This is a genomic window from Thermoflexibacter ruber, from assembly GCF_900113045.1.
GTDB classification, from domain to species: domain Bacteria; phylum Bacteroidota; class Bacteroidia; order Cytophagales; family Thermoflexibacteraceae; genus Thermoflexibacter; species Thermoflexibacter ruber.
On sequence record NZ_FONY01000025.1, the window covers coordinates 52,364 to 70,645 of the forward strand.

Here is an 18,282-nt window from a genome sequence, read left to right on the forward strand (position 1 = left end):
TGAGTATGCTTTGAGAATGAATGCAAAATTAAATAAAAATTCGACAAAGCGATTTCTTTGCAAAGTTTTGTAACACAAGTTCTAACAAATGAATTGATAGCTTACAACACTACTTCGCCAAACAAGTCAAACTCCTCAGCATCAGTAATTCTCACCTGAGCAAAATCACCTAATCTCACATAGTTGCTTTTTGCATCTACCAAAACTTCATTGTCGACTTCTGGAGAGTCAAACTCCGTTCTGCCTATAAAATGATTCCCTTCTTTTCTGTCAAATAAAACTTTGAAGGTTTTACCTATTTTTTCTTGGTTCAGTTGAGTGGAAATTTCTTGCTGAACCTCCATAATTTCTGAGGCTCTTTCTTCTTTGATTTCCTCGGGTACATCGTCTATCATAGTGAAGGAATGAGTATTGTCTTCGTGTGAATAAGGGAATACACCCAATCGGTCAAAACGCATTTTCTCTACAAATTGGAGCATCTCGGCATGGTCTTGCTCAGTTTCTTGGGGGTGCCCTGCAATGAGGGTAGTTCTAAGGGCAATATTAGGTACTTTTTGACGGATAGTAGCTATAAGTTCTTCGGTTTTCTCCCTTGTAATGCCCCTACGCATGACTTTGAGCATTTTGGTAGAACCGTGTTGCAAAGGCATATCTAAGTATTTGCAAATATTTTCTCTCTCAGCCATTATGTCCAGTATCTCCAAAGGAAAGCCCGAGGGATAAGCATATTGCAGGCGAATCCAATCGATGCCTTGTACGTCAGAAAGGCGTTTGAGCAAATCAGCTAACGCTCGTTCTTTATACAAATCTAAGCCATAGTAGGTCAAATCTTGGGCTATCAAAATCAGCTCTTTTACTCCATTTTTTGCTAAATTACTCGCTTCTAACACCAAGTCTTCTATAGATTTAGAAATGTGCTTGCCTCGCATCAAAGGAATCGCACAAAAGGAGCAAGGTCTATCACAACCTTCGGAGATTTTCAAATAAGCATAATGTTTTGAGGTAGTTATTACTCTTTCGCCAAGCAGTTCATGTTTATAATCTGCCTTAAATTTTTTGAGTAAAGCTGGTAGCTCTCGCGTACCAAAATAGGCATCTACTATGGGAATTTCCTTTTGCAAATCCTCTTTATATCTTTCTGATAAGCAGCCTACTACGTATAGTTTATCTATTTTCCCTTCTTCTTTGGCATCAGCAAATCGCAAAATAGTGTCGATAGATTCTTGTTTAGCACGCTCTATAAATCCGCAAGTATTAACAATGATGATGTTGGCATCATCTTTTTGAGATTCGTGTGTAGCATTTAAGTTATTCCCTTTGAGTTGGGTAAGCATGACTTCAGAGTCGACTACATTTTTGGAGCAACCCAGCGTAATGATATTGATTTTATCCTTTTTATATGACTTTGTTTTCACAAGCTTCTTCCTGATTTTGAGGGTGCAAAGATAAAGAAAAAATTTCTTTCATGGGGTAAGTGCTGACTTAGCTTATAAAAAATCAGACCGACAAGTAAAATAAAGGTGATTTTTTGCATATTTGAAAAATTAATGTAACAAATTTTTCATATTAATATGCTATTAGCAATAGATATAGGCAACTCTAACATCGTATTTGGGGTATATAAAGATAATATATGGCAAAACACATGGAGAGTAATTACTTCTATACAAAAAAATGCTGTAGATTATGAAGTTATTTTAAGGAATTATTTTTTAGAAGCAGGGCTAAAAATCAGCGAAATCCACCAAGTAGTGCTAAGTAGTGTAGTCCCCCCTTTGACAGAGGCACTTAGGCAAACAGTGATTCATTTCTGTGACCAAGAGCCTATTTTAGTTAATGCAGAGGTTTATCCTGCCTTGAAAATAGGGATTAACAATCCCCATGAGATAGGGGCAGACTTAGTTGCTAATGCGATTGCGGCAGTGCATAGATTTCCCAACAATCACTGTATAGTAGTTGATTTTGGTACAGCCTTGACTTTTACTACTGTTTCCAAGCATCGGGAAATTTTAGGAGTTGCTATTACTCTTGGTTTGCAAACTGCGGTACGTGCTTTATCACAAAATACAGCCAAACTGCCAGAAGTTCCTTTGGAGTTACCTCATTCTCCTATTGGCAAGAACACTACTCATGCTATCCAAGCAGGTGTACTGTTGGGCTATGTAGGGGCTGTCCCTTTTATTCTTCAACAAATTGAAAATGAATTGGGTGAGAAGTGCAAAGTTATTGCTACAGGGGGGCTGTCCTCCGTTCTTACGCCTTTACAAAATTGTTTTGACCAAATAGACATGCTCTTAACCTTAGATGGGCTAAGAATCATTGGTGAAAGCGTAAACAGAAAATAAATTAAAACTACCCAAGTCTAAGCAATTAAAAATTCTGCAAAATCACTCATTAAAAGCAACCTTCTTTTCTCTTTTCACATCTTTAGCTAAACGCATGAAAAAGTAATGTTTTTTTACTGTGTTAAGTTCGTACAACTAATTGTTCATTATTGAACACAGTTTAACATTTTTTAATGTATAAATAATTGTAAATCAAATTTTTAACTTTATTGGTATCGTAATTGAAACGAGGGGATACATCGTCAAATTAATTTATATTTTTTTAAAATTCTGAAAACTGTAAAAAGGAAAATTTAAACTTTTAATTAATTTCTGCAATGGTAGTACTGCAAAATATACACAAATACTACGAGGTAGGAGCGAACAAACTTCACGTTCTCAAAGGATTGGATATGACCATAGAACAAGGCGAATTGGTTTCTATTATGGGTTCTTCAGGCTCAGGGAAGTCGACTTTGCTCAATATTCTGGGGATTTTAGATGATTACGATTCAGGGACTTACCTACTGAATAATACCCCAATGAAGCAACTTTCACAAACCAAAGCGGCATACTATCGCAACCAATTCATCGGCTTTGTCTTCCAATCGTTCAATTTGCTTTCCTTCAAAAATGCGATGGAAAATGTAGCTTTACCGCTTTATTATCAGAAAGTTCCAAGAAAACAGCGCAACAAAATTGCCTTAGAATACTTAGACAGGGTCGGGCTAAAAGAGTGGGCAGAACACTCCCCTAATGAGATGTCAGGTGGGCAGCGTCAGAGGGTTGCGATTGCCAGAGCCTTGATTTCCAAGCCCAAAGTAATTTTAGCAGATGAGCCTACAGGTGCTTTGGATACTAAAACTTCTGAGGAGGTCATGGAAATTTTCAAAGAGGTAAACCGAGAGGAAGGAATAACGGTCATTATCGTTACTCACGAAAACGATGTTGCTAAGCAAACCCAAAGGATTATCAAGCTCAAAGATGGGAATATTATAAGTTAATTACTAATGAGTAATGGCTAATTACTAAAATTGATTTATTAATTTCCATATACAATAATTTGTCATTAGCAATTGATAATTAGTAATTAAAAACATGAAAAACAATGTGATTTTGGATAGAAGTTTTGCTTTTGCATTAAGAATATTAAAACTACACAAGTATATGATTGATAATGGAGTAAATTATAATATTGCCAATCAAGTTTTAAAAAGTGGGACATCTATCGGAGCGAATGCAGAAGAAGCAGTAGGCGGACTAACTTCCAAAGATTTTTTATTTAAAATGACCATTGCTTATAAAGAGGCAAGAGAAACACATTATTGGCTGAGATTATTGAGAGATGGAGAAATTTTAGAAGAAAAATTAGCCAATTCGTTAATTAATGACTGTGAGGAAATCTTGAAAATTATTACTTCTATTCAAAAGACAGTCAAAGAAAAACTTGACAGAGAAAACAAAAAAGATGATGAAGTTTAATTACTTATTGATAATCTGATAATTACACTGTATTTTACATATAGTCATTAGTAATTAAAAATTAGTTGTTACATATAGTCATTAGTAATTAACCATTAGTAATTAAAAAAATGTTCGATTTAGACAAGTGGCAAGAAATTTTTGGTACAATTCGCCAAAATAAACTCCGTACCTTCCTGACTGCTTTTGGGGTATTTTGGGGAATTTTTATGCTTATACTCCTTCTGGGGGCAGGGCGTGGCATGCAAAATGGAGTAGGGCAAGAGTTTGCTGATGAAGCAATGAACAGCGTCTGGGTGTGGCAAGGAAAAACCTCTATGCCCTATCAAGGTATGAAAGCAGGTAGAGAGATTAGATTTACTAATGAAGATTTGAAGCTCATAGCCAATGACTTAGGGGATAAAACAAATATGATTGCTCCACGCAATAACCTCTTTGGAGAATATACCATGAACTACAAAAATAAAAATGGCTCTTATCGTGTTTTTGGCTCTGTAGGAGAGTTTTTTAAGCTCAATGGAGAAAAAATGGTCAAAGGCAGAAACCTAAACCAAAAAGACATAGATGAAAAAAGGAAAGTAGTAGTGATTGGGGAAAAAGTTCGCAAAACACTTTTTGGAGATAATGAGGCAATTGGAGAGTATATAAATATCAAAGGAGTATATTTTAAGGTCATAGGTATTTTTACTACTAACCAAAACCAAGGCAGAAACGAAGAACGTGCCTACATTCCTTTCTCTACCTTGCAAACAGTTTTTAACCAACTCAACCAAGTTCATATGTTTGGCATGAACGCAATAGATGGTGTTTCTGCCTATGAAGTAGAAAATACGATTCGCAAAGTCCTTAGTACCAAGTACAAATTTGACCCACAAGATAGGCAAGCGATTTGGTTGAATAACAACGAAGAAAACTTTGCTCGCTTTCAAGGACTTTTCAAGGGTATAGAAACTTTTGTTTGGTTTGTAGGGATAGGCACATTGATAGCAGGGATAGTAGGGGTAAGCAATATTATGCTCATTATTGTGAAAGAAAGGACTAAAGAAATCGGTATTCGCAAAGCAATTGGTGCAACTCCTTGGAGCATTGTAAGTTTGATTTTGCAAGAGTCTATTTTCATCACAGGTTTTTCGGGGTATATGGGAATGTTACTGAGTATTGCACTTTTGGACAGTTTACGATTTTTGATAGAAAGCACAGGGGCTGAGTTACCATATTTCACTCGTCCAGAAGTAGATACCTATGTAGCGGTTTCGGCAACTTTGATTTTAGTGTTGGCAGGGGCATTAGCAGGGCTAATTCCTGCTCTCAAAGCAGCGAATATCAAACCGATAGAAGCATTGAGAGCAGATTAGCCACGAATTGCACAAATTTTCACTAAAAACAACCAACAACAAAAAATTAGTCATTAACCATTAGTAATTAGTCATTAAAACTATGTTTGATTTAGATAAATGGTCAGAAATCCTTAGTACGATTCGCAAGCACAAGTTGCGTACAGCACTGACTGCCTTTGGGGTATTTTGGGGAATTTTTATGTTGATAGTCCTACTTGGCTCAGGCAAGGGCTTTGAAAATGGGGTGGTCAATGGTTTTGACATTGCGCGTAATGCCGTTTTTTTATGGTCGCAACGTACCTCTGAGCCTTACATGGGCTTGAAACCAGGACGTTTTATTCGCTTTACTACTGATGACGAAAAGGCAATCCGTGAGAATGTGCCAGAAGTAGATGTAGTAGCTCCGCGCAACTCTTTGGAAGGGACTTTTTCCGTAGTGCGTGGCACAAAAAATGCTTCTTTCCAAGTCTTTGGCGATTATCCCGACTTTTTCAGAGTAAAACCCATGAGCATGGTGGCGGGTCGCTTTATCAATGACATAGACATCAAAGAACGCAGAAAAGTCGCTATCATAGGCACAGAAGTACAGAAAACACTTTTCAAAGACGATGAGAACCCAATTGGGGAATATATCAAAATCAAAGGCATTGCTTTTAAGGTAGTAGGTATTTTTAAAACAGCAGGCAGAGGTGAGGACATCAGACAAGATGCTCAAACCATATTTTTGCCTCATGCTGCTATGATTCAGGCATTTAACCAGGGAAATCGCATTTATTGGTTTGCTTTTACTCCTAAAGAAGGAGTACCCGCCAAAGTGATAGAAGACAAAATAAAAGTGCTTTTAGCCCAAAGACACAAAGTTGCTCCCAACGACTTAAAGGCGTTTGGTTCTGCCAATGTGGAGGAGGAGTTTAAAAGAGTGCAAGGCTTGTTTTTGGGTATTGCGGGTTTTAGCTGGCTGGTAAGTATTGGGACTATCATTGCGGGGATAGTAGGCGTAAGCAATATTATGCTGATTATCGTGAAAGAGCGCACCAAAGAAATCGGGATTCGCAAGGCTTTGGGAGCTACACCTTTTTCTATCATAAGTTTGATTATCCAAGAATCTATCGTAATTACCTCATTTGCAGGGTATATAGGCTTACTTTGTGGCATAGGACTTATGGAGTTTATTGGCTACATGATGCGAAAGTACGAGGTACAAATGGACTTTTTTGCTCCCCCAGAAGTAAACCTCACAGTAGCGGTTTCTGCGGTTATTTTCTTGGTTTTCACAGGTGCTTTGGCGGGTTTAGTCCCTGCGGCAAAAGCGGCAAGTGTCAATCCCGTTGTAGCACTGAAAGATGAGTAACCCGTGCTACCTATACTTGTAGGGTTACTTTTGCTGCCAATCTCTGCTCAAAGTCGCTCAGCACATTCATAAAGTTGATGTAAGCATCAAAAGGGGAATCATAAGGACTGAAATAAGCGTGTACTTTCCCATCATTTTGGTATTTAGTGGACATATAATAAAAGTGGTCTGAGGTCTGCAAACGCCCCCATGTTTCTATCAACTGCTCATCATGGCTTTTTAAAACTTCTGCCTCCATGCTGTATAATCTTCGTATCGCCTCTTGTTGCATCTTATTTTCTAACCATGCAGACAAATCCCGCTCCTCATCAGCCCAAGAAATAGGTTTAGGGACATCGTACTCATCGATTACAGGTAAGTCATGCAGCAGTTCGGAAGGAGTTTTAAAATCAATATTCTCTTTTTGCAAGAGTAATTCTGGCAATTTTTCTAAAAATGCAAAGATTCCTGTTTCCTTGCTCTGATGTTCGCCAAAAGTTTCGTAGTCTAAAAATAAATTTACCGTCCCGTTTCCTTGTTTTGCTACCCATTGGGCAAACTTCTCAGCGGTAAGCGGAAACTCAGACCAGCTTCTGTCTGAAAATCTAAAAGCAATATCATCAGAAAGCACATAATTTTTAAGTAAGCACTTGATATTTTCTACATTTTTGGCTTTGTAGAGAACGGAAGGACTGCGTCCATGAAGCAAGCTATCTACTCCTTCACAAAGTATCCCTTTAAAGCCTAAATTAGCCACTATTTTTGCTAAATCATTGCTGTAAATCAGTTCTGTATTCCTAAAAACTTGTGGCTTTTTTCCAAATAAGGACTCTATTTTATCCCGATGCTTATTGACTTGCCTTACAAACTCCTTTTGAGAAAACAAAAAGCTCAATGAGTGATAGTAGGTTTCTGCTAAAAACTCAACAGACTTAGTTTTCGCTAACTTTTGGAAAGAAACCAACACGTCTGGGCGATACGAGGTAAACTGTTCTACGGCACAGCCTGAAATGGAGAAACAAACCTTGAACCTGCCCTTATATTTTTGAATAAGTTTTAAAAGCAGTCGGTTAGTAGGCAAGTAGCATTTTTCTGCTATGCGGTTAAGCAGGAAAGCATTTTTTTCTTCGTATTCGTAATTATGCTCTTCCCCTATCTGAAAAAAATTATATTCCCTCAAACGGAAAGGTTGATGCACTTGGAAATAAAAACAAACGGAGGTCATATTTACTGATAGATTTTAAAATCAAACGTAAAAATAACACCTTTATTTGTATTTACGCTTAAAAGCAAGCCGATATGCAAGATAATAATTAAAAAATACGCGAGCTGTTCTGTTAGTACTACCAAAGCCGGGGAGTTCATTGGCAAGTAATCTATCCTCTCCCTTGATACCAGAGCGAATCATGATTCTGGCGGTATAGCCCATGAAAAATTGCTTCCATACATTGACTTTAAGCCCTAAGACAAGTTCCACCCAAGAGGCAGAAAGACCTGATTCGGAGATATTCCCAATAAAACGGTCATCTACGATAATGGCAGTGTCAGGAAGCGTAACAAGTCTTGGAGGACGGAAACCCCAAGCCTCACTTGCTCCAAAATACTGAAAATCATGCCTAAACCCTGCCTGTGCATAGCGAAATCCTACAAACATGGCTTCATCTTTAAAATTATTGTGCATGAAATTATAATCTACCCCTATGCGAAGGTATGAGCCTATATTTTTATAACTGAAGCCTGTAAAAGGTAATCCCAGCCTATACCTTTCAATCTTGGAATAACCATAGTCAAAAACAGCAAAAAATCTGTTTTGAGCAAAACCTACATCTATGCTTGCTTCATAGCGTTGCTTTACTCGGTAGGTTTTAGTAAGTGGGTCATTCGGATTAAATGGATTATTAGGAAAAACAAAATTATCAAAAATAGGATAAACTATGTCAAAACCTGCTCTTACGCCATCAATAGTAAACTTAAAAGGCTTTTTAGGTTTCTTGATTTTTAAGCTATCAGGAATATTTTTCAAGGAGTCCCTGCTTACATTGATTTCAGAAACTCTATTATTTTGAGCATGACTATTTTGCCAAAAAGCACATAAACAAAAAATACAAAGCAGACCAATATGTTTATACATAATCAAAAGAAAATTCTAATATTTAAGGTGTCAGTAACAGAAAGGTTATCTTTGAAAACCGTTGCAGTTTTGAGGGTTGTCTTGTTAAGCATGATTTGCAGGTTGTCTATCTTCTGGTCGTAACCACAGTTAGGTGAAATCACCGAAAATTGTCGGTTGTAAGAAACTTGCAAGGTGTCAATGATTTGCTCGGTAGAAGTAACGTTTAATCTGCGAAAAAATACATAGTAGGCATTGTCCCTATCTGTAGGATTGATAGGCAGAGAAAGTGTATCTATGTTCGCTCCTCGCCTCCTGAAAACAGTACCTCTTTCTGTCCTCACCGAATCTATGGTAAAACTTGCTTTTCTGAATCTTCTATTGATTCTTTCTGCCTCAGGATAGAAGCGAACTTTGATAAGGGTAGAGTTTTTGCTGGTAAATGTGCAGTCTTCACAACTGGATAACATAAAAAAGATAGTACCCAGTAAAAGAAAGAAGAATGACTTTATACACAAATTTTTTGTCATTTTTGATTAATAAAAGATAATTATTTTTATATCTGCCACAAAAATAGGAACTTTGTTATCAAATAATGTAGGCTTTTTCGTTAAAAGAAGTAAAGATAGACTAAAAGCTACTAAAATCACATGGAGAGAGAACGCATAGGTAGAAATTTATTTAACCAAATAGACTGGATAACAGTAGGACTGTACTTTCTAATGGTAACGATTGGCTGGATAAATATTTATGCGGCTATTTATGACCCCGACCCTCTTACGCAAAAGGGTATTTTTGACCTGACGAGCAATTCAGGAAAGCAATTTTTGTGGATAGTGCTTTCTATGATATTGATATTCTTTATCTTATTCATAGACTTTCGCTTTTACGATACTTTTGCTTATGTGATTTATGGTGCGACGATAGTATTACTCATTGCAGTATTGGCATTTGGGACTGAAATTTACGGTTCAAAATCTTGGTTTAAAATTGGCAATTTTAGTATCCAACCCGCAGAGTTTGCTAAAGTGGGTGCGGCTTTGGCGGTTGCTCGTTTCTTAGGTCGAAACAATAGGAAGACAGAAAAACTGACCGACTACATCGTGCCTTTTATTTTCATTGCCATTCCAGCTTTATTAATCAATAAGCAAGGAGATACAGGCTCAGCCTTAGTATTTTCTTCTTTCTTACTTGTGTTTTATCGTGAAGGGTTTCCCCAAAATCTAATTATTATTGGGATAAGTGCCGTTACCTTGTTTGTACTTACGCTGATTCTTCAGGAAAAATATTTAGTAGAACTTTTAATCGGTATAGTGGCATTGGGCTTTTTGTTTATTTTTTTAGGGAAAAAGAAATGGCAACGCATTTTATTAATTACACTATTTACTTTTGTTTCAATAGGAATAGTTTTGAGTGTTAAGTTTTTAGTAAGCAAATTAGAGCCACATCAAAGAGAAAGAGTAAATATCACAGCCAAACTTCTCTCCAATACTGAGCTTACGAAAGAGGAGAAAAGAGGCATTGCCTACCAAACCGAACAGTCCAAGATTGCCATTAGTGCAGGCGGATTCTCAGGTAAAGGCTTTTTAGAAGGAACACAAACTAAGTTTGACTATGTGCCGAAGCAAAGCACCGACTTTATCTTTTGCACCATAGGCGAGGAGCATGGCTGGTTAGGTAGCCTGCTTATGATAGGAATTTTTATTATTTTTCTCAATCGCCTCATCTTACTTTCCGAACGCCAGAAGGCTCGATTCTCAAGGATATATGGTTATTCCGTAGTAGCCATTATGCTCTTTCACTTCACCATCAATATTGGTATGACTATAGGTATTTTCCCTGTGATTGGGATTCCCTTGCCATTTTTTAGCTATGGAGGTTCTTCTCTGTGGGCTTTCACTATCTTACTTTTTGTAATGATTAAGTTAGATGCTCATAGGAAACAACTGATAGTCAGAAACTAAGAAATTAGAGTATCTATCCTCATTTATAGTTAGCGGGAAGCATAGTCAAACATCAAATTTTCTCCATCCTTATAAAAATTTTCTCCAAAAAATTATGATAATTATTTAAAAATCATATTTTTGTAAACAAAATATAAACTATTACTTTAACTTTGCTATTGTATTTGACTGAAAATAAGTAAAAACAAATTAACTTATTCATAATTAGGTAGTTTGCCAAGATTTATACTGTATTAAATTTACCCTTTTACTTTGAAACCGCTCTTGTATAACTCAAAAGCAGACAAGCAAGTACCTAATAAAGGAATGACTTTGATACAAAAATTTTCCATTAACCGATTTTTAACCTTCATACTCCCATGAAAGAAAGAAGTGCATTTATTGTAATTATTGCTTTGCTGGCAGTAGCCCTCTTTGCAGGCTGGCTAATGATGTCCAGAAGGCAACGCGCTACAGACGAACAACGTTTAGCCAATGTCAAGGCAGATTTGAAACGCTTGGAAGACCGCATTAACAGCGAAATTCGAAATATTGAAGAAGGCACATTTGCATTTAGTTCATCAGACTCTTTGAGAAGCGAATTATCGCGCATTTCTGACGCAGTAGGCAAGGACAGACGTGCTATCCTGAGCGATGAGAAAAAAGCCATAGCAGAAATAGGAGAACTTGAAACTAAGGTAGCAAGGTACGATGAGTTTATCAGTGGGGTTGGCATGGAAAGAGATAGAAAAACAGGGGGATTCATCGCCAACTTACAAGAAGAACTCCGAAAGACCAAAGCTCGCTTGGAAGAACTTATGGGTAAGAATCGCACGCTGAGCGCGCAATTAGCCAATACTATCAAACAGTTCAAGGGAGCAAGGCAGGAAATAGAACGCTTGAAAGCAGAGAAGGCAAGAGTAGATAGAATCCTTGAAGAGCAGACTCGCTTACAAGACTCTCTGAGTTCTTCTTTGAGCAATAACGCCACTGAACTTCGCAGACAACTTATCGCCGCACAGCAAAGGTTGAATGCTCAAGAGGCTGAGATAGCTCGCTTGCGTGGCTTGTCTATGAAAGCTCTTGACTTCAAGGCGTATTATGTGATTACCAGATTGGGCAATGATAGGGTAGTATTGCTTGATGATAAGAAACTCATGAGGCACAAGAATAACGACATTGACAAAATGTATGTAGAGTTTAGGGTGAATGAGATTTTCTTTGACGATGGGCAAGACAAAAAGTTTGAACTGACGATGTACCGCAATGGACAACCCTATAAACTTGTTAGAGAGCCTATCATTGTGGGAAATACCAATACAAAAACTATGTTCTATATGTTTGATGGCAAGAACAAATTAGAAACAGGTAATTATTTCTTGCGATTAACTTATGGAGATGAGCCGATTATCCCAGACTATAAGTTTGTTGTAGAATAAAAAGAAAATATCAAACCAATATGTAATATTAGTCGCTGATTGATACAATTAGCGACTAATTTTTTAGTCCCACTTTGGCAGAAGCGCAAACTGTTCTTTTTTCAAGTTGAGCCAATTTAATGCGTTGGTATGGAGTAATTTCTCTTTGATATTAGCTGGATAGGGCATACTCTTAATCAGCTTCCCTGGCTCGTCTTCTCAAAGTGGGAACGGGTAATCAGAGCCAAGCGTAACTTTATCTTCGCCCAAGGTTTTAATCACATAATCAAGGGCATGTATTAATATTAAGAATTGGAAATATCAAATTCTATTCAGTAAGTCTTTCTGAAGATTAATGAGTGAATAAAGTAATATCGTTTTTAAGAACCAAAGTACCTTAAGATGCGAATCTTGTAAAGATTTTATAAAATCAGCTTTTCTTAGCTTCATCGCTTCTACTAATTTATCAAAGGTATTTATTGGAAATAATATGTGGTAAGTATTGAGGTATTTCAACAGGCGGTTTTGCAAATCTATAATTACATCTATTTCAAATAATTCTGTTCTATCATTTGAATAAGTATTTTTATTCACACTCCAATTTTCTATTCTATTACATAAATCTTCTACATAACGAATCACATCAAAACCATCTAAAAGTAATGCTTTAAGTTCTTTATTGATGTCTTTATTAGTATTAGTTATGTTCTCATATTTTTGCTTACTATCTAATTTTAATAATTCTAATTCGTCATGTTGAATTATTATTTGTTCTTTATAATACCAATCAAATTCTTTATCTTGAATATAAGAGATTTTATCTATACTAAATGGGTGAATATTAACTGTATGTATTTTACATAATGCGACAAGAGCATCAGCTATACCTTTATTAAAACTTAATAAAAATGTATTAATAGAATACTCTTGCACTATTTTAGACATATTATTAAAAAAATGGTTTAATAGATTAAATTCTTTCTTATACTTTGCTATAAGCTTTTCATTTTCAAGTAAATTACTAAAATTAGTCTGTTCCAAAAACACTATGTAGTTATTAATCACATTCTCTATATTTGACATTATAAATGCATCAGATTTTTTTATATTCTTCAGTTGATTTGTAATACTGAAAAGTTTATCAATAATATGGCTAATCTTTGAGTCATCAGCTGTATTTTTTAACTTATCAATAAGATAATCAATATAGTTACTATATGCCTCTATTTCGTGAATTTCTTTAGGTATCAACTCACTTACAGTTGAAATAATTATCTCTGGGAATAAATCTAATTTACTACTATCCATGGTATATTAACTTTAATAGAATTACTAATAATTGATAAACAATGTTTTATTATATCTAAATAAAATAAATTTTCGCAGATTTTTAACAAAAATCTGTGAAAATTAGTATCATAATGTGTTCTTAAAAATGGTAAGTTATTCATTTCCGAATGATAATGACTCTAATATTTTGTACTTTATTGTTGAGGCAACCCACCTGGTAACTCTCCATCCATTAAGCAATCTAAATAATCATAAAAGCAAGAACCATAACAGAAATTAGTAGGATCCCATGTCCCACAGGCAGCAACACAAGCATTATATAGGACACTACAAACCCATCTGGTATTCTGTGTTTCAACTAAAAACAATTTATCTTTATTTATTTCAAAACTTCGCTTTTTTGCATATTCATGCGTAGCTTGCCTTAGAATATAAGCTCTCTTCTGTGTGTCCGCAGCCTTAAAAAAATCAAAATTATTAGTCAATTGGTTAAAAAGGATTGATGTAAAAGATAATTCATCATGAAATTCTTTTTCATTATTATATCCTGCTCTTTTAAGAATTCGGTTAAATAGTTGCCTATCTTCAACAATATCCTTTTTAGGATACATTAAAACAAGTTTAGCAAGCTTTTGTCTCTTAGGATATAATTTGATTTCGGAGCTAATCAAATCCTCAAAATTTTTACTATTTGCTATTTATTGATAAATAGTGATTTGATAGTTAGAATTGTAAGCATTTTCTTTTTGCAAAGAAGTTATCTTATTTTCACAACTTGTTGAAAATAAGCAAAGGATAAATAAAATCCAAATTTTAGAGAAAAATAGTTTTTTCATAATACGCATTAATTGTAAAAAAATTATGCCTACTCTTTATGTTTTTCAGCTACCACAAAGAAAACAAAATGTATTAATTTTCTTATTTCAAATTTTACCATATTTTTGTAAATATTCAACTAATCAGGTGGGTAACTTTAATCAAAATTTGGGTATGAAAATTAAAATAGGCAATAAACTTATGTGGGAACGAGAAGAACGCAGATTAAATCAAACGGAAATGGCAAATTTGTTAGGACTATCCCAATCTGCTTATTCTCGTTTGGAGCGTAATGAAACTTCTATAGAAATAGAGCAAATTGTAAATTTTGCTAAAAAACTCCAAGTCCCTATCCAGGAGTTTCTACCAGAAACTTTTGCAATTCATAGCAATAATGACAATGGACAAGTTGGCTTTGTAATAGGAAATTATTATAACTATAGCGATAAGGAATTAGCACAAGAAAATCAATTTTTAAAAGAGAAGATACAACTGTTGGAGGGCGAAATTAAAAATTTAAAAGAAATGCTAAATCTGCTAAAAGGATAAGAGCTTCTTTAAATTCAAACAGGCTCTAATCCCACTTTGGCAAAAGCGCAAACTGTTCTTTTTTCAAGTTGAGCCAATTTAATGCGTTGGTATGGAGTAATTTCTCTTTGATATTAGCTGGATAGGGCATACTTTTAATCAGCTTCCCTGGCTCGTCTTCTCCAAGTGGGAACGGGTAATCAGAGCCAAGCGTAACTTTATCTTCGCCTAAGGTTTTAATCACATAATCAAGGGCTTCTGGGCTGTGTACCAAGGAGTCGACATAAAACTTGCCTAAGTATTTACTTGGGTGATGAGGATTATCCACTGCACAAAGGTCTGGTCTTACTTCAAAGCCATGAGCAATCCTCCCAAAAGTAGCACAAAATGAGCCACCTCCGTGTGCAAAAGCTACCCTCAGTTTAGGAAATCGCTCAAATACCCCTCCAAAAATCATGGAGCAGATGGCTAAACTCGTTTCAGCAGGCATACCTACCAACCAAGGAAGCCAATACTTAGGCATTTTTTGCTGTCCCATCATGTCCCAAGGATGCACAAAAATAGCCGCACCCATCGCCTCTGCCGCCTCATAAATCGGGAAAAGATGGGTAGAATCTAAGTTCCAATCGTTGATGTGCGAACCAATTTGAATCCCTACTAATCCAATTTTCATACAGCGTTCTAACTCCTTGACTGCTAAGGCAGGGGCTTGCATAGGCAAAGTTCCTAAGCCAATAAATCGCTCAGGATAGTCCGCTACAATGCCTGCGATATGGTCATTAAGGATTTGAGAAAGGTCTAAAGTATCAGCTGGCTTTGCCCAATAGTTAAACATCACAGGGACAGTAGAAAGCACTTGCACATCTACGTGCGTATGACTACATTCCTTGATGCGAGTTTCTGGACTCCAGCAGTTATCTTGTATTTCACGAAAAAAGCGATTATCTATCATCATTCTTGCCCTGCAAGGTGCATGATGCTCTAACCTTACAAAACCACCATAGCCGTAACGCTCTCGCAGGTCGGGCCACCGCTCAGGAAGTATATGCGTATGAATATCAATGGTAAATATATGGTCGTTAGTTTGCACAGTGATTCAAGCAAATAATTGAGGTGCTTAGTGAAAATTAACCTTTATACCCAAAAAAAGTTAGCTCTTATACCTAACAACTTTGCGAAACCTGTCAGGCATGAGTGAGCATAAAGCAAAAAGTATTCTACATCAGCTTTTGAAAATTGTACCAATGAAGGAATACAATTTTGCCTAAAACTGACTCACAGCAAAACTAATAGAAATTTGTTTTACTTTTGATGATTGGGTGAAAAAAACTAAAACACATTACCCCTACTTAATTGATGTTGATTTCCCTCAGAATATAAGATACGTAATGTATAAAATATACGCAAAGCTAAAAGGCAAAATAGATACTTTGATAAGAATATTATCGCCGTACTGAACTACCCTTAAATATTTAAAATGGTTAAGCAAGATATAGTTAAACAAAATACCAAAAATGACAAAGTAAAGCATAAAGTAAAAATACTCGATATAAAGAATTTCGCTTGAGGAGAATTTACGGCGCAGGTCTATTTGCAACAAAATAATTACAAAAAGCATTGCCGCCACCAAACTTAGCAGTTCCATGATGTTAAACTTAAAAAAATCATCTTGGGCTTCGTCATGCGCAATTCCTGCACAAATAAAAAGAATAAAAAGTACCGTAAGGATAGGTAAGAGTTCTGAAATAAAAGCAGTTAGAAAATAACGCTGAACAATGATGCAGTAATACAATTCAGGAGAACCCTCCGCTCCTGCATAGCCACGCATGCCAAAATTGGTATTGTATTCATGATTTTTGTAAGCGAAAAAAGTTTCTGTTATCTCCCAACCATTCAAAACAATATTTTTTTCTATACCCATTTTTTTAGCAGCCTCGATACTTTTATAAGCATCAAAGTCTGGAACCAAGATGATATTATCCCCAAAGTTTTTGTGCCACATACGTACCCAAATATTTTGCACATCAAACGGATAGTTCTTGTAGATAAATGTTTCTCGAATAGTAGTTTCTACGTCCCAACCATAAACCGTAAAATCTTCATACGTTTTCACATACGCCTGCTGAATATTGATTTCCGTAGCCTCTGGAAATACAAAACCTACACCTATTTTAGCGGTATCATGCTTATTATGCTCGTATTTCTGCCAAACGTAGCAAGTAATTACCACGTCATTCGCCGTATTGAACTGTAAACTTTGGATAAATATACCTGTTTTTATAAAAGTAGGTGCGGAAAGTTTAGATTGCTCAGCCAAGTGCTGTTGGTGGTTTTGAAAACCTCTAAGGGCATCTTTATCGCTAATAAAAATATCTAAATCTTGATTGGAGGTATAGTGCATGGTTATCCAATAAAGAAGAATAGTCCCTACAATAAAAGTAACGGTGAGTGTCCAAGAGGTAGTCCACAAAAAATTTTCCGTAGAGCGAAAACGCAGAAAGATGAGAAAGAAGATACAACTAATCAAAAGGCAAGTATAAAAAACAACTCCATTGAGGCTTCCTCTGTAAAGTTCTGTTAAATTATTGCGAAAACTAAGGGCGGAAACTTGCGTAATTAGTAAAGATTTTTCGGGATAAAAAATATAATTGTAGAAGTCATTGCTAAACAATTCATTAGCGAAAAAGTAAATTTGGTAAAGGGCAAAAACTGCAACGAATAGCAAAAGCACTTTGAGAGCTATTTTAATTTTTGCAATTTGCATGGCAGAGAAAGTTTTAAAAGTTTACAAAATAAGCTATAGCATACAAATATAAAAAAATAAAGCAGAAAAACAACTTATATTTTTCTTGGCAAAAAACTACAAGCAGAAAAATAACGTCTATGATTTTATGGAATTTGTGTTATCAAGACATCATTCTTGTAAAAGTTTAAAATTGTTTTCAATCTTTATTCTCAAAAAAACTATATATGCAAAAACAACAAATGAAATATAAAATCACGCCTCTTAATAGCATTGCAATAGGAGCCAATCTTTATTTTTTAGCAGACTATCTTTTGCACAAAGAAAGTGATGCTGCGAGCTTAGGACTTTTTGTTATTATTTATGGTGTATTGATAGGCATAGGTATTTTAATCTTAGACTTTGGGATTCAGCTAATCGTCAAAGAGTATAGAAAAATTATTCCTATTGAACTCTTGCTAATTGGTGGAATAGTCTTTTGGATAGCTCATACAGAACGCACCAAAACCTTGCTGATTCCAGACAATTTTGGCGAAGGCAACTTATTCATTATCTATGGAGTAGAAGACGCAGAAAAGCTACCTCTTGGCTTTTTTACTTGGAACTACGAAGTCAAAGTACCTGAAAGTGGTATATTGCTCACTTCTACTAAATTTGAAGATGATTTACCGCAAACCAATGTGAAAACATACTCAAAAATAGACTTAGACAAGCATGAGCAAGGACTAACTTTTGGTTGCTTGTACGAAAGCGAATTGAACTGCCGTGATAAAATCTATCAATACCGAAGTTGGATTGTGCAGAAAAATGGTTGCGAATTTTCGTCCCAGAAAGCAGACAGCCAAAGAACACAGCTTCAAAATACCTATTGCAAGTGAAACTATCCAATTCACTAACAACCACTATCAAACAGTCAGCTACTATCATCTATCATCTAACATCTAATACCAAACATTCAAAT

General features: G+C 35.7%; 17 protein-coding genes. 9 read left to right on the forward strand and 8 right to left on the reverse strand.

What is annotated here, in order from left to right:
- Positions 1-101: 101 nt before the first annotated feature.
- On the reverse strand, positions 102-1,415 hold the full coding sequence (gene rimO, locus BM141_RS14120) for a 30S ribosomal protein S12 methylthiotransferase RimO (RefSeq protein WP_091546803.1): 1,314 nt from the start codon (positions 1,413-1,415) through the stop codon (positions 102-104).
- A 156-nt stretch (positions 1,416-1,571) separates the two neighbouring features.
- Between rimO and BM141_RS14125 the strand changes: the two genes are divergently transcribed.
- The 5 genes from BM141_RS14125 to BM141_RS14145 all read left to right on the forward strand — a co-directional run bounded on the left by BM141_RS14125 (position 1,572) and on the right by BM141_RS14145 (position 6,494).
- Complete coding sequence (locus BM141_RS14125) at positions 1,572-2,345, forward strand: type III pantothenate kinase (protein ID WP_091546807.1); 774 nt, start codon at positions 1,572-1,574, stop codon at positions 2,343-2,345.
- Positions 2,346-2,662: 317 nt separating this feature from the next.
- A complete protein-coding gene (locus BM141_RS14130) occupies positions 2,663-3,328 on the forward strand; it encodes an ABC transporter ATP-binding protein (protein WP_091546810.1) in 666 nt (221 codons plus the stop codon).
- A 94-nt stretch (positions 3,329-3,422) separates the two neighbouring features.
- Complete coding sequence (locus BM141_RS14135) at positions 3,423-3,806, forward strand: four helix bundle protein (protein WP_091546813.1); 384 nt, start codon at positions 3,423-3,425, stop codon at positions 3,804-3,806.
- Positions 3,807-3,916: 110 nt separating this feature from the next.
- Positions 3,917-5,161, forward strand: a complete 1,245-nt coding sequence (locus BM141_RS14140; RefSeq protein WP_091546818.1) for an ABC transporter permease — start codon at positions 3,917-3,919, stop codon at positions 5,159-5,161.
- An 82-nt stretch (positions 5,162-5,243) separates the two neighbouring features.
- Complete coding sequence (locus BM141_RS14145; RefSeq protein ID WP_091546821.1) at positions 5,244-6,494, forward strand: ABC transporter permease; 1,251 nt, start codon at positions 5,244-5,246, stop codon at positions 6,492-6,494.
- Between the two features lie 10 nt (positions 6,495-6,504).
- On the opposite strand, the gene BM141_RS14150 is transcribed toward BM141_RS14145, so the two are convergent.
- The 3 genes from BM141_RS14150 to BM141_RS14160 are packed head-to-tail and all read right to left on the reverse strand — an operon-like array spanning position 6,505 to position 9,053.
- Positions 6,505-7,698 (reverse strand): glycoside hydrolase family 57 protein, encoded by a 1,194-nt coding sequence (locus tag BM141_RS14150; RefSeq protein WP_091546823.1) that lies wholly within the window; start codon positions 7,696-7,698, stop codon positions 6,505-6,507.
- 42 nt (positions 7,699-7,740) lie between these two features.
- A complete protein-coding gene (locus BM141_RS14155) occupies positions 7,741-8,604 on the reverse strand; it encodes a DUF6048 family protein (RefSeq protein WP_091546828.1) in 864 nt (287 codons plus the stop codon).
- 2 nt (positions 8,605-8,606) lie between these two features.
- Entirely contained in the window at positions 8,607-9,053 is a 447-nt protein-coding gene (locus tag BM141_RS14160; protein ID WP_091546832.1) for a DUF6452 family protein, read from the reverse strand.
- Positions 9,054-9,233: 180 nt separating this feature from the next.
- Here BM141_RS14160 and rodA point away from each other — a divergent pair, with 180 nt between their 5' ends.
- Both rodA and BM141_RS14170 read left to right on the forward strand, forming a co-directional pair.
- Positions 9,234-10,547, forward strand: coding sequence for a rod shape-determining protein RodA (rodA, locus tag BM141_RS14165; RefSeq protein WP_091546835.1), 1,314 nt, complete (start codon positions 9,234-9,236; stop codon positions 10,545-10,547).
- A gap of 359 nt (positions 10,548-10,906) precedes the next feature.
- Positions 10,907-11,965, forward strand: a complete 1,059-nt coding sequence (locus BM141_RS14170; protein ID WP_091546837.1) for a coiled-coil domain-containing protein — start codon at positions 10,907-10,909, stop codon at positions 11,963-11,965.
- A gap of 300 nt (positions 11,966-12,265) precedes the next feature.
- On the opposite strand, the gene BM141_RS14175 is transcribed toward BM141_RS14170, so the two are convergent.
- Together BM141_RS14175 and BM141_RS14180 are read right to left on the reverse strand one after the other, a co-directional pair.
- Positions 12,266-13,252, reverse strand: a complete 987-nt coding sequence (locus BM141_RS14175) for a hypothetical protein (protein ID WP_091546840.1) — start codon at positions 13,250-13,252, stop codon at positions 12,266-12,268.
- 176 nt (positions 13,253-13,428) lie between these two features.
- Complete coding sequence (locus tag BM141_RS14180; RefSeq protein WP_091546842.1) at positions 13,429-13,905, reverse strand: hypothetical protein; 477 nt, start codon at positions 13,903-13,905, stop codon at positions 13,429-13,431.
- A 190-nt stretch (positions 13,906-14,095) separates the two neighbouring features.
- Between BM141_RS14180 and BM141_RS14185 the strand changes: the two genes are divergently transcribed.
- Positions 14,096-14,599, forward strand: a complete 504-nt coding sequence (locus BM141_RS14185) for a helix-turn-helix domain-containing protein (RefSeq protein ID WP_091546845.1) — start codon at positions 14,096-14,098, stop codon at positions 14,597-14,599.
- Positions 14,600-14,624: 25 nt separating this feature from the next.
- Here BM141_RS14185 and BM141_RS14190 read toward each other — a convergent pair whose 3' ends face one another.
- Both BM141_RS14190 and BM141_RS14195 read right to left on the reverse strand, forming a co-directional pair.
- Positions 14,625-15,668 carry an amidohydrolase family protein gene (locus BM141_RS14190; protein ID WP_245764065.1) on the reverse strand — a complete coding sequence of 348 codons (1,044 nt, stop codon included), beginning with the start codon at positions 15,666-15,668 and terminating at the stop codon, positions 14,625-14,627.
- A 279-nt stretch (positions 15,669-15,947) separates the two neighbouring features.
- Positions 15,948-17,342 carry a hypothetical protein gene (locus tag BM141_RS14195; protein ID WP_091546847.1) on the reverse strand — a complete coding sequence of 465 codons (1,395 nt, stop codon included), beginning with the start codon at positions 17,340-17,342 and terminating at the stop codon, positions 15,948-15,950.
- A 221-nt stretch (positions 17,343-17,563) separates the two neighbouring features.
- Here BM141_RS14195 and BM141_RS14200 point away from each other — a divergent pair, with 221 nt between their 5' ends.
- Positions 17,564-18,199 carry a hypothetical protein gene (locus tag BM141_RS14200; protein WP_143090937.1) on the forward strand — a complete coding sequence of 212 codons (636 nt, stop codon included), beginning with the start codon at positions 17,564-17,566 and terminating at the stop codon, positions 18,197-18,199.
- The last annotated feature ends 83 nt before the right edge of the window (positions 18,200-18,282 follow it).